Here is a 12,891-nt window from a genome sequence, read left to right as displayed (position 1 = left end):
TCGCTAAAAGAAACTTCGCGAATTGTCTATTTTCGGATTTAATGTTAAGTCTAACTTTATTTCTCTAAGTTAGCCAAACCATCTGTCAAAACTTGTTTCAAAGTCTTAGCAGAATCTGCCATCTTTTGTTTTTCATCAGCGTTTAATGGTGATTCGATAACACGTACCAAACCAGAACCATTAATAACAGCTGGTGTACCGATGTAAATGTCTTTCAAACCATCATATTGGCCGTCCATGTAAGCACCAACAGGGAGAACAGCATTTTCATCACGTAAGATTGCTTTTGAGATCCGTGTTAAAGCAGTTGCAACACCATAGAATGTTGCGCCTTTTTTGTTGATGATTTCGTAAGCTTTGTTACGAACATCGTCTTCAATTTTAGCAAGATCGTCGGCTGTAACGCCTTCTTCTTTAGCAATTTCAAGCAATGGTTTTGTACCGATTGTAGCAGCTGAGTAACCAGCAAATTCGGAATCACCATGTTCGCCTAAGATGTAAGCATCAACGGAAGCAGGTGAAACATCGAATTTCTTACCAAGAGCCACACGTAAACGAGCGGTATCCAATGAAATTCCTGAGCCGATAACCTTTTCCTTAGGGAATCCTGAGAATTTCCATGTAGCGTAAGTTAAGATATCAACTGGGTTAGCAGCAACCAAGAAAATACCATCGAAACCTGAGTCAACAACTGGTTTAACGATTGTTGATAAGATCTTCAAGTTCTTGTTTACAAGGTCTAAACGAGTTTCGCCAGGTTTTTGAGGTGCGCCGGCTGTGATAACAACTAAGTCAGCATCCTTGCAATCTGAGTATTCGCCAGAATAGATCTTCTTTGGTGAAGTAAATGGGGTTGCATCTTCAAGGTCAAGTGCATCTCCTTGAGTACGATCCTTAATTACATCCACAATGACAAATTCTTCGGCAATTCCTTGTTGAGCCATAGCAAATGCAAAACTAGAACCAACAGCGCCGTCGCCGACTAAAACAACTTTTTGATGATTTGGTGTATTAGACAATATAGTAACATCCTTTCAATTTATGATTTCAGCTACCAGTATACCACGTTACCCTTTAACTTCGCATTGCCTAATTCAAATTTTTATAAAAACATTGAGAATTGATTGGGTTTTAATTTTTAGATTTAAAAATTTATTTTGGAATTTTTAACTGATATTAAGAAGCCAAAACTGCAACGGATAGGGGAATATGCTACAATTGAGTAATTGTTAAACGGAAAGCTGAACAGATTAATTCTGTTCGGCCATTTTGCATGTTTCAGGCAAAAATAATGGGAGAGTAAATACAAAATGAAAATGATTGTTGGTTTGGGAAATATTGGCACAAAATATGATGGCACACGACATAATACTGGGTTTATGGTTGTGGACGAGTTTGCCCGGATTCACCAGGCACCCTTTTCTAAACATCAAATGGAAGCGAGCCTTGCAACTACAGTCATTAATGGAGAAAAAGTTTTATTAGTTAAACCTTCAACTTATATGAATGACTCTGGAAGAGCTGTTCGGCCTTTACTAGATTATTATAAAATCGACATTGCTGATTTGATTGTTGTTTACGATGATATGGATTTGCCAGTCGGTAAAATTCGGTTTCGGAAAAAAGGAGCAGCTGGCGGCCATAATGGTATAAAAAGTTTAATTGCTCATTTAAAGACTCAAGATTTTGATCGCCTAAAAGTTGGGACAGATCATCCCCAAAAAACAACGGTTGTGAATTATGTGCTGAGCAAATTTACGGCTACCCAGCAACCCTTGTTTGATGAAAGTGTTGATCACAGTATTAGCGGCTTAGAAGACTGGGTAAACGGCATGTCGATTGCAGATTTAATGAACAAATATAATTAAGGCCTAAAAGGAGACTATTATGAACATTCAGAATTTCTTTGCCCAAAGTCAAGAAGTTCAACAGGTTCTGACTGCTACAATTCCGAATAGTCGTCAATTGGTTACAGGACTAGTTGGGTCCGCAAAAACGCTTTTGCTAAGTGAGTTACTTAGCGCCAAAGAAGCGCCAATTTTAACAATTTCAGATAATTTGTATCACGCTCAGCAATTAACTGATGATTTACAGAATATCCTTGATGACGCACAAGTTCATTTATTTCCGGTCGAGGAAACTTTAGCGGCCTCAGCGGCAACTAGTGCGCCAATTTATCGTGGGCAACGAACCGAATTTTTACACGCGCTGATTGCCAATGAACCGGGAGTTTATGTGACCTCTGTTTCGGGATTGCGCCGGTTCCTCCCTCAAAAAAAGATTATGCAACAGGCTGTTCTTGAAGTGAAGGTTGGCAAAGAATTTGAGCTGACCGATCTTGAAGATCAATTGGTTGATATGGGATTTGTGCGGGAAGAAATGGTTGTGCGCCCAGGAGACTTTGCGGTGCGTGGGTCAATTGTTGATATTTATCCGCTAAACGCCGACTATCCAGTGCGAATTGATTTTTTTGATACGGAAGTTGATTCTTTACGCTATTTTGATTCAGAAAACCAACGTAGTGTGAAAAATATTGAGACGGTGACCATTTTGCCGGCCACCGACTTTATTGTGACAAAAGCGATGCTACAAAAAGGGATTGAAAATTATCAAAAGGCGGTTGAAAAAGAAAAAAAGCGTTTAAAAACCGATAATGACATTCAGATGTTAGAGACCCAGGCGGAGAATATTTTGGCCCGCTGGCAAGACCGAAATGTGCAACCTGAAGATATTGTCCTTGCGGATTATCTTTATGATAAAAAAGATGGCCTACTGGATTATATGGACGATTCTGGTGTGCTTGTTTTTGATGACTATTCTCGAATCCTAGAAGCCGAACGTGATCTTCAAGATGACGATGCCGAGTGGGTTGCTGATAAATTAAAAAAACATCAAGTGATCTCAACGGAAAAATTTGGGTTTGAAGTTCGTAAGTTAATGAAGGAGCATGAACAGCCACAGATTTTATTATCGCTATTCCAAAAGGGTCTTGGAAGATTAAGACTAGACCAGTTGGTAGATCTTAGAACACGCGCAATGCAAGAGTTTTATGGGCAAATGCCGGTTTTAAAAACCGAAATGGACCGTTGGCAAAAACAAGCCCAGACCATCGTGGTCCTTATTCAAAAAAAGGATCGCCTGGATAAAGTTAGTTCAACGCTTAGAGATTTTGAAATTTCAGCGGTTGTCGCACGTGATCAAGAGGTTCAACCAAGAGCCGTTACCATCATCCAAGGACAACTAACGAGTGGTTTCGAATATCCTGATGCTAATTTAGTTGTGATTACAGAGCATGAATTATTTGCGAAAATTCCTAAAAAACGGCCTAAGCGGCAAAAAATGGAAAACGCGCAACGACTTAAGAGTTACACGGAACTAAAGCCCGGAGACTTCGTTGTGCATGTGAATCACGGAATTGGCCGCTACACTGGCATGACCACAATGTTTGTAGATGGCGTCCATCAAGACTATATCACCATTCAATATGCCGGCAGTGGGAAACTATTTATTCCGGTTACACAACTAAATTTAGTTCAAAAATACGTTGCTTCTGAAGGAAAGCATCCTAGATTAAGCAAGCTTGGCGGAAGCGACTGGGCCAAAACAAAACGTAAAGTAGCTGCAAAAATTGAAGATATTGCTGACGAGTTGGTGGATCTGTATGCCCAACGAGAAGCAGAAAAAGGATTCGCCTTTTCAAAAGATGACGATTACCAGCGCCAGTTTGAAGACGATTTCGCGTACACCGAGACTCCTGATCAATTGCGCAGTGTCACGGAAATTAAACGAGATATGGAACGGGCAAAACCGATGGATCGCTTATTAGTTGGGGATGTCGGTTACGGTAAAACGGAAGTTGCTTTGCGGGCGGCATTTAAAGCAATTGAAGATGGAAAACAAGTTGCCTTTTTAGTGCCCACAACCATTTTGGCGCAACAACATTATGAAACCATGATCAATCGATTTAGTGGTTATCCGGTCTCAGCCGGAGTATTGTCCCGATTCCGGACGAAACCACAAATAAAAGAAACTTTAGCTGGTTTACAAAATGGCACGGTTGATATTGTGGTGGGAACTCATCGGTTATTGTCCAAGGATGTGAAGTTTCAAGATTTAGGATTACTGATTATTGATGAAGAGCAACGATTTGGTGTGAAACATAAGGAAAAAATTAAGAGCCTTAAGTCCCAAGTTGATGTTTTGACTTTAACGGCAACGCCAATTCCGCGGACCCTTAACATGTCGATGATTGGTGTCCGTGATTTGTCCGTGATTGAAACACCACCAACCAACCGTTATCCAATTCAGACTTATGTAATGGAAGAAAACGCTGGTGCAATTCGCGATGGGATTCACCGCGAGCTGCAACGAGGTGGACAGGTTTTTTATTTGCATAACCGGGTGGAAGATATTGAAGAGACGGTAAGCCAGGTCGAAGCGCTAGTGCCGGAAGCCAGTGTGACGTACATTCATGGGCAAATGTCTGAAAAACAAATGGAAGACGTTTTGTATGACTTTGTCCAAGGAGAATACGATGTGTTAGTGACCACAACGATCATTGAAACTGGTGTAGATATACCTAATGTGAACACCTTGTTCGTTGAAAACGCTGATCACATGGGCTTGTCTCAGCTGTACCAGTTGAGAGGACGCATTGGGCGAAGTAGCCGGGTGGCGTATGCCTACTTTACGTACAAACCTAATAAGGTGTTGACCGAAGTTAGTGAGAAACGTTTGGAAGCTATCAAAGATTTTACGGAACTTGGTTCAGGTTTTAAAATTGCTATGCGTGATTTATCCATTCGTGGTGCTGGAAACTTACTCGGCAAGCAACAACATGGATTTATCGATTCAGTTGGGTATGATTTATATACGCAGATGTTGACAGATGCGGTAAATCAAAAACAAGGTAAAAAAGCCAAAGTCACAACTGATGCAGAAGTTGAATTGGGTGTTGAAGCTTATTTACCAAGCACGTACATTGAAGATCAACGGCAAAAGATTGAACTGTATAAACGTATTCGGCAAATTGAAAATCAAGATCAGTATGTTGAAATCCAAGAAGATTTAATTGACCGATTTGGAGAATATCCAGTAGAGGTTACTAACCTCCTTGCCATTGGCCAAATTAAGATGTTGGCCGATGAAGCGTTAATAGAAAAAATTCAGCGACATGAAGATGCAATTCAAGTCACGCTCTCTCCTCGAGCGACTGGAAAATTACAACAAGCTGATATTTTTGAAGCCTTGTCTGCAACCAAGTTGAAAGCTATGGTGAATGTCGACGGTGGGAAAATGCAGATTAAGTTAGTGATTCAGCCAAAAATGGAAGAAAAAGATTGGTTAAAGCAATTAAAAGAGTTTGTTGAAGCGTTGATCAAAAAAGTGGCGTAGCTGAATAGGAGGGCACTCCCGTGCAAAATAACAAGATGAAAAATGCGATGCAAGGAGCGTTTATTTTAACCCTCGCGTCATTAGTTGCTAAAGTTTTAAGCGCTATTTATCGAATTCCACTTCAAAACTTAGTGGGCAACACCGGATTTTACGTTTATCAACAAATTTATCCCATCTATGGGATTGGGATTACGTTTGCCTTGAGTGGCTTTCCTGTCTTTGTGTCCAAATTAGTTGCAGAACAAGAGACTGAAAGTCAAAAAATCAAAGTTGCTCAAAAAGCGTTTGTTATCCTAAGTGTCATTTCATTGGTGATTGTTGTTTCATTATTAAGTTTTGCCCCAGAAATTGCTCATGGTATGGGGGATGTTGGGTTGACACCTCTTATCCGCTGCGTTTCACTGATGTTTATTTTTATGCCCTTTTTGGCAGTTGGTCGGGGTTATTATCAGGGAATCTTTCAAATGATTCCAACGGCGCGATCACAAGTGATGGAACAAGTTGTTCGGGTAGTAATTATTATTGGCGTGGCATATACAGCTGTTAATCAGGACTGGAATGTTTACCGGATGGGAACCTGGGCAATGTCCGGAGCCGTTGTGGCTGCCATTGTGAGCACACTATATTTTTTACGATTGTTTAAAAAGAAAATATTTGGGCCACTACCGACGCAAACGGGGCCGATTGCTAGTTATAAGAAATTAAGCAAGCGGTTTTTAATTGAAGGTGGCACAATCTGTTTATTTGCAGCAATTATCATTTTATTGCAATTAATTGATTCCTTTACTGTTAAGAATGGGTTAGTTGCGAGCGGAGTTTCTAACAAGGCAGCTAAATCTTTAAAAGGAATTTATGATCGAGGGCAACCCTTAGTTCAATTAGGATTAGTGGTGGCAACTTCATTTTCAACAACTTTACTGCCGTCGCTAACCAAAGCGGTACAAAAACATAATCGTTATGAGTTTAAACGAACTGTCCAATCAATGTTACACATTAGTTTGGCAATTTCGGTGGCTGCAACGGTAGGGATGATGACCTTAATGCCCCAGATTAACCGCTTGTTATTTGGAAATACCGAGGGAACGTCAGCAATTATGATTTATGTGGTGGCCATCGTTTTGGCCGCTTTAATTGCCACATATAATAGCGTTCTTCAAAGTGTGAATGTGTTCAAACCAGCTATTGTAGCTTTCTTTGTCGGTTTGGGTGTCAAACTTTTATTAAATAGAGTTGCTGTACAGCAATATGGGATCAATGGTGCAAGCTTGGTAACCATTTTGAGCTTAGCTGTGATTTTAGTGTTCATGCAACTTGGTAGCTCAGATTCCTTAAAAGGCAATCTCAGACTGGATATCGGCTTTTTCGGAAAGTTGATCCTTGCAAGCGGAAGTATGGTACTTGTGGTGAATTGGAGTAAAATGGTGCTACTATCACTTTTTTTTAACTCGGGACGCATAGAATTAGGAATCATGATTGTGGTGGTTGTTTTATTAGGCGGTTTAACTTTTAGTGGCGTAGCGATTGGATTGCGATTGTTTACCATTCGAGAATGGCTAACGATCCCCTATGGGAAAAAATTACTCAAAAAAATATTAGATAACAAGAAATGAGGAAAAAGATGCGATTAGATAAATTTTTAAAAATCTCTAGAATTATTAAACGGCGTTCAATTGCCAAAGAAATTGCAGATCAAGGACGAATCACGATTAATGATCGGGTAGCAAAATCATCATCTAATGTCGTGGTCGATGACAAATTAGTAATCAAATTCGGGAATAAAACCCTCACCATACGAGTGGATGAACTCCTGGAAACGACTAAAAAGGATGATGCCGAGCGCATGTTTACAATTTTGGCAGAAGATTACGAAAAAGATTATCGAAAATAAAAAATTAAAAAAATTCCCACAGTTACCTGTAGAATTGAATTATTTGGGGTCAGCTTTCCACTTTGTTGGTAAGCTGACCTTTTTTTAGTGTTTAAGAAACCACTTACAAAAATTAATGAATTCTTTGCTGCAAAGCCATGGACAGGCTCATGGGACCTTGTTATAATTGCAGGTAGAGATGGTGAAATTTTAGAAGTGGGGTTATAAAATGGTAAGTAATATGAATAATACAAAAAAACATAGCACAACAGCTACTGAAAAAATAAGTAACATTCGTACTGCTCGCCTGCATCGCTTCTATATTATTATGGGAATTTTTATTGTTTTTGTTGGGATTTTTTCTTTTCAGCTTATACATACGCATTATCAAAGGTCGGCAGTCGATCAACAGATTCAAACAAGTAAGAAAAGTTACGCATCGGCCAAGAGCCAAAATGAAACCCTAAATACTCAGGTTAAACAACTAAATAACGATAATTATTTACAAAAACTACTTAGAGAGAAGTATTATTACAGCAAGGCTGGTGAAATTATTTACAGTTTACCTTCTGATCATTCTTCAGATGTAAGTCAAAACTAGCGTTAAGAAATTTTAAAAAGAGACTAATTTTATTGAAGCCGATTACTTCAAGTTCAAATTGGTCTCTTTTATTGTAAAAGCACACCTATGATTTACTCGCACTCAACTGTATGTGGTGCTATACTAATTACACATAGTCTAAGGAGGAAGTACTTTTTTATGGCAATTGAAGTTGGGTCAAAAGTATCTGGCAAGGTTTCGGGAATCACTAATTTTGGTGCGTTTATTGATTTGGGTGATCATAAAACTGGATTAGTCCACATCAGTGAAGTTTCCAATGGATTTGTGAAGGATATTCATGATGTTTTAACTGTAGGTGATACGGTCACAGTAAAAGTGCTAACGGTCGGCGATGATGGAAAAATAGGGTTATCAATTCGTAAAGCTGAGGAACAACCGGCACAAGAGCAGCATAGTAATTCGACGCATTCAAATCATGCTGGACATACCACTAGTTCACATCATTCTTCAAAACCAAGCTCTCATTATCAGGGACATAGCAATAATAGTCATCATGAAGAACCAAAAGATTTTGACTCATTGTTGTCTGGATTTCTGAAGGACAGTGAAGTACGTCTGACAACCTTAAAACACAATACTGAAGGCAAACGTGGTGGCCGTGGTGGTCGTCGTAGCTAAAAAGGTTTGTCCTATATAACAAAATAGAATATGAGGTCCGATGCAAAACTGTCGTTTTGGTCGGGCTTTTTTTAAAAGGGTAGAAGGTGAGTGCACATTGAAAGGTCAGTTATCAAATAAATTCAATTTAGTCATTCGTGATTACGAGCTAACTCCGAAAACAACGGTTGTTGTGGGAGTTTCTACAGGTGTGGATTCAATGGTACTTCTTACTTTGTTAGAGAACCTTCCCCGTTCAAAACGGCCCCAAATTGTGATTGCTCATGTGAACCATAAGTTGAGGAAGCAAAGCGAAGAAGAGCAAGCTTTTATTGAAGCTTACGCAAAAGAACATCACCTAAAATTAGAAATCGAAGTTTGGCCGGTAGCTAAACATCCCAAAACAGGGATTGAAAATGCGGCTCGCAAAGTACGGTACAATTTTTTTACGCGCATTGCCGACCAAACAGGGGCACGATTCCTGTTTACGGCCCATCATGCAGATGATCAAGCTGAAACGTTTTTGCTGAAATTAGTGCGTGGGGGCTCCTTACAACAACTAAAAGGGATTGGCGCACGCCAATTAACTGAGCAGACGCAAATTCAACGCCCGCTCCTAAATTTTTCAAAAATTCAGATTCGGGAATTTGCAACTTTAAATCATGTAAAGTGGTATGAAGATCAAACCAATACGGATCAAAATCTCGCGAGAAATCGCATGCGACAAGAGATTGTGCCAAGACTCAAACAAGAAAATCCACAGCTTTTGGCGCATATTCAAAACTATGAAAACCAGCTCCAAATTTTAATGCGGGCTACCAGGCAACGTGCGCAAGAACTTGTGCAACAATTAATTGAAAAAGACGGATTTAAGACAACCCTTTTTTTGAAATTCAGTCTGGAGTGGCAAGATTTAGTTTTACAAGAGATTGCTACAAAAAAATTGGGTGCAGGACAGCTGACGGATGCACAACGGCACGAGATTTTACAACTCTTACATAATAAGCAGAAGCCAACGGGGAACATTCAGATTTCCCATCAGTTAGTATTTATGAAGAACTATCAACAATTTGGATTTTATCCGGCAAACGAATTGCAGAAAAAAAGCCTTGAAACGCCGGATTCTATGTTAAAATTAAATCAATGGCATGAAATTTCCGGGTACGGTATGGTGGGTGTGTTTGAAGCAGATGAACTATCCCAAGACTTGCTGGATACTAGTCAAGTCATGAAATTAAGTGAAAATCAAATTGAAGAGCCTTTTAGCGTTGAAAAATCGTCACCAGATGAGAATCTGCGTTTGAAGGCTGGCGGACATAAAGTTGTTCGGCGCGTATTGCTGGATGCTAAAGTGCCAATCGCACAACGAGAGAGTTGGCCAGTCCTAGTGGATGCTAATCACCAACCAATTTGGTTATTGGGGATTCGCAAAAGTTGGCTGAAAGAGCCATTTGATGATCAGCAGAAACCGTACTTTATAATCTGGAAAACAAATAATCTGGAGGAATTGAATTGATGAATAATGATATTGAGCGCATTCTGTATAGTCAAGAAGAGATTGCCACAGCATGTGAACGGTTGGGAAAAGAAATAACAAACGACTATCAGGACAAAACGCCAGTTGTAGTTAGTGTGTTGTCCGGAGCTGTTTTCATTACCACAGATGTTTTGCGCCAAATGGATGTGTACACGCAGTTAGCCTTTATTGATGTTTCCAGCTATAACGGCGGTACAGCGTCTTCTGGAAAAGTTCGGCTAGTGACAGATATCACCCAAGATGTTGCCGATCGTGATGTTTTGATTATTGAAGACATTGTCGATACTGGAAGAACTTTGAAGTATATTATTGATCTTTTAAAACAGCGCCATGCTAAAAGCGTTCGAGTTTGTACTTTATTAGATAAGCCAACCGGACGGGTTTTGGAAGTTAAAGCAGATTATGTTGGTTTTGAAGTTCCTGATGAATTTGTTGTCGGCTACGGTCTCGATTATAAAGGTGAGTATCGTAACCTGCCATACGTCGGTGTTTTGAAGCCTAAAATTTATCTGGATAAATAATTGGTCAAAATTGGTCAAGTGTGATATTATCTATCTATCGAAGGTAAAGCAGAGGATTGCTCTCCATTCGTAAAACCGTTATCAAGGAGGATTCAAATGAATAAAAAAGGGAATAACAACGGACTTTTAAAAAACAGTTTGTTTTATATCGTTATTTTCTTGGCTATTGTAGGAATTATTTATTTCTTCACTGGACAAGGCACTTCTACACAAACCAAGACGATTTCGTCGAGCGATTTTGTGTCGCAATTGCAAAAGAATAAAGTTAAGAGCTTTGACGTGCAACCTACGAACGGGGTTTATAAAATTACCGGTAAGTATCGTACTGCACAAAAGGGTTCTACACAATCTGGTTTATTCCCAGCGTCAAGTTCGAGTACAAAAGTAGATAGTTTTACTACAACAGTTTTGCAGAATGATTCTACGACTGCACAAATTACGCGAGCCGCACAAAAGGAAAATGTTAAAATGAACACAAAACCAGAAGCTTCTAATAGCTTCTGGGTACAGTTATTAATCACTGGGTTACCACTTCTTATCTTTATCGTCTTCTTCTATATGATGATGAGCCAGGCCGGCCAAGGTGGCGGTGGCGGTAGCAAAGGTGTTATGAACTTTGGTAAGTCAAAGGTTAAACCGGCTGATAAAAAAGCCAATAAAGTTCGTTTCTCTGATGTTGCTGGTGAAGAAGAAGAAAAGCAAGAACTAGTTGAAGTTGTTGAGTTCTTGAAGGATCCTCGTAAGTTTTCTTCGTTAGGTGCCCGCATACCGGCTGGTGTCCTTTTGGAGGGGCCTCCTGGTACTGGTAAAACTTTATTAGCAAAAGCAGTTGCTGGTGAAGCTGGTGTACCGTTTTACTCAATTTCTGGTTCAGACTTCGTTGAAATGTTTGTCGGAGTTGGTGCTAGTCGAGTACGTGACTTATTTGATCAAGCTAAAAAGAATTCACCTTCGATCATTTTCATTGATGAAATTGATGCGGTTGGTCGTCAACGTGGTAGTGGCGTTGGCGGTGGCCATGATGAACGTGAACAAACTTTGAACCAATTGCTGGTTGAAATGGATGGATTCACGGGTAATGAAGGTGTGATTGTCATGGCGGCTACTAACCGTTCTGATGTCTTAGATCCAGCCTTACTCCGTCCTGGCCGATTTGATCGAAAGATCTTAGTTGGTCGTCCAGATGTTCGTGGCCGTGAAGCAATTTTGAAAGTTCATGCTAAAAACAAGCCTTTAGATAAAGATGTCGATTTAAATGAGATCGCAAAACAGACTCCAGGGTTTGTTGGTGCAGATCTTGAAAACTTGCTAAATGAAGCTGCATTACTTGCGGCACGCCGTAATAAGAAGGTTATTGATGCTTCTGATTTGGATGAAGCTGAAGATCGAGTTATTGCTGGTCCAGCCAAGAAGAATGCTGTTGTTAGTCCTGTTGAACGTAAGACGGTGGCTTATCATGAAGCCGGTCATACAATTGTTGGGTTAGTTTTGAATGACGCTCGAGTTGTTCATAAAGTTACAATTGTCCCTCGAGGTCGTGCTGGCGGTTATGCCATCATGCTTCCTCGTGAAGATCAAAACTTGATGTCTAAAAAAGACGCCATGGAGCAGATTGCTGGTTTAATGGGTGGTCGTGCTGCTGAAGAGACGATTTTTAATTCTAAATCTTCTGGCGCTTCTAATGACTTTGAACAAGCCACTGGAATCGCTCGAGCAATGGTTACTCAGTACGGGATGAGCGACAAGATTGGTCAAGTTGAGTTGTCAGCACCTGGACAATCATACTATGGCGAAAACGGTCCTGCTTATTCTGAAAAGACGGCCGGTGTCATCGATGATGAAATTCGTCGGCTTACTGATGAAGGCCATCAGACTGCATTAGATATCATTGCTTCACATCGTGAACAGCATAAGATCATTGCTGAAGCCTTGTTGAAGTATGAAACTTTGGATGAAAAGCAAATTTTAAGCTTGTTTAAGACCGGAAAGATGCCTGAAAGTGGGGCAGCATCTGATTTTCCAAGTGAAAAAGCTGCTACATTCGAAGAATCCAAACGTGAATTAGAGCGTAAAGAAGCTGAACGTCATGCGGATGATGATAACAAGGATGATTCAGATACAACTCTGAATACACCAAGTGAACATGATTCGGATGCATCTGGCAGTGATCATCGTTTGCCAAGTTCTCACGATCAAAATTCTGGTGATTCTTCAAAGGATTCACAAGATGATCATTCAGATGATGACACAAATCTTTAAATTCAAACTATAGAACAGTAAACTTTTGGACAAATTCCAAAGTTTACTGTTTTTTGTATCATTGGGTTGGTTTCGACAACAAAATGTGTGAAAA

At 39.9% G+C, this 12,891-nt stretch carries 10 protein-coding genes; 9 read left to right on the top strand and 1 reads right to left on the bottom strand.

Annotated features, from left to right (window positions below; translation table 11 throughout):
* Nucleotides 1–56: 56 nt before the first annotated feature.
* Complete coding sequence (locus tag PI20285_RS07715) at nt 57–1,019, bottom strand: L-lactate dehydrogenase (RefSeq protein WP_057774324.1); 963 nt, start codon at nt 1,017–1,019, stop codon at nt 57–59.
* Between the two features lie 291 nt (nt 1,020–1,310).
* Here PI20285_RS07715 and pth point away from each other — a divergent pair, with 291 nt between their 5' ends.
* From pth to ftsH, 9 genes are all read left to right on the top strand, one after another.
* Nucleotides 1,311–1,868 (top strand): aminoacyl-tRNA hydrolase, encoded by a 558-nt coding sequence (pth, locus tag PI20285_RS07710; RefSeq protein WP_057774326.1) that lies wholly within the window; start codon nt 1,311–1,313, stop codon nt 1,866–1,868.
* A 19-nt stretch (nt 1,869–1,887) separates the two neighbouring features.
* A complete protein-coding gene (mfd, locus tag PI20285_RS07705; RefSeq protein WP_057774329.1) occupies nt 1,888–5,394 on the top strand; it encodes a transcription-repair coupling factor in 3,507 nt (1,168 codons plus the stop codon).
* 20 nt (nt 5,395–5,414) lie between these two features.
* Complete coding sequence (locus PI20285_RS07700) at nt 5,415–7,004, top strand: putative polysaccharide biosynthesis protein (RefSeq protein ID WP_057774332.1); 1,590 nt, start codon at nt 5,415–5,417, stop codon at nt 7,002–7,004.
* Between the two features lie 8 nt (nt 7,005–7,012).
* Entirely contained in the window at nt 7,013–7,282 is a 270-nt protein-coding gene (locus tag PI20285_RS07695; RefSeq protein WP_057774335.1) for an RNA-binding S4 domain-containing protein, read from the top strand.
* Nucleotides 7,283–7,502: 220 nt separating this feature from the next.
* Nucleotides 7,503–7,862, top strand: a complete 360-nt coding sequence (locus PI20285_RS07690) for an FtsB family cell division protein (protein WP_158694985.1) — start codon at nt 7,503–7,505, stop codon at nt 7,860–7,862.
* Between the two features lie 159 nt (nt 7,863–8,021).
* Nucleotides 8,022–8,501, top strand: coding sequence for a S1 domain-containing RNA-binding protein (locus PI20285_RS07685; protein WP_057774341.1), 480 nt, complete (start codon nt 8,022–8,024; stop codon nt 8,499–8,501).
* 97 nt (nt 8,502–8,598) lie between these two features.
* Nucleotides 8,599–9,996, top strand: a complete 1,398-nt coding sequence (gene tilS / locus PI20285_RS07680) for a tRNA lysidine(34) synthetase TilS (RefSeq protein ID WP_057774343.1) — start codon at nt 8,599–8,601, stop codon at nt 9,994–9,996.
* A complete protein-coding gene (gene hpt / locus PI20285_RS07675; RefSeq protein ID WP_057774345.1) occupies nt 9,996–10,538 on the top strand; it encodes a hypoxanthine phosphoribosyltransferase in 543 nt (180 codons plus the stop codon). The genes tilS and hpt overlap by 1 nt, the downstream gene beginning before the upstream one ends.
* A gap of 96 nt (nt 10,539–10,634) precedes the next feature.
* Entirely contained in the window at nt 10,635–12,797 is a 2,163-nt protein-coding gene (gene ftsH, locus PI20285_RS07670; RefSeq protein WP_057774348.1) for an ATP-dependent zinc metalloprotease FtsH, read from the top strand.
* Nucleotides 12,798–12,891 lie beyond the last annotated feature (94 nt).

This window comes from Pediococcus inopinatus, from assembly GCF_002982135.1.
Classification (GTDB): Bacteria; Bacillota; Bacilli; order Lactobacillales; family Lactobacillaceae; genus Pediococcus; species Pediococcus inopinatus.
The sequence above is the reverse complement of the archived record's forward strand: the minus strand, read 5'-3'. Positions and strand labels throughout refer to the sequence as shown.

What these genes read in the sequence shown, in the direction of transcription:
- pth (WP_057774326.1), top strand. Translation starts at nt 1,311, where the DNA reads ATGAAAATGATTGTTGGTTTGGGAAATATTGGCACAAAATATGATGGC.
- PI20285_RS07695 (WP_057774335.1), top strand. Translation starts at nt 7,013, where the DNA reads ATGCGATTAGATAAATTTTTAAAAATCTCTAGAATTATTAAACGGCGT.
- PI20285_RS07690 (WP_158694985.1), top strand. Translation starts at nt 7,503, where the DNA reads ATGAATAATACAAAAAAACATAGCACAACAGCTACTGAAAAAATAAGT.
- mfd (WP_057774329.1), top strand. Translation starts at nt 1,888, where the DNA reads ATGAACATTCAGAATTTCTTTGCCCAAAGTCAAGAAGTTCAACAGGTT.
- ftsH (WP_057774348.1), top strand. Translation starts at nt 10,635, where the DNA reads ATGAATAAAAAAGGGAATAACAACGGACTTTTAAAAAACAGTTTGTTT.
- PI20285_RS07685 (WP_057774341.1), top strand. Translation starts at nt 8,022, where the DNA reads ATGGCAATTGAAGTTGGGTCAAAAGTATCTGGCAAGGTTTCGGGAATC.
- hpt (WP_057774345.1), top strand. Translation starts at nt 9,996, where the DNA reads ATGAATAATGATATTGAGCGCATTCTGTATAGTCAAGAAGAGATTGCC.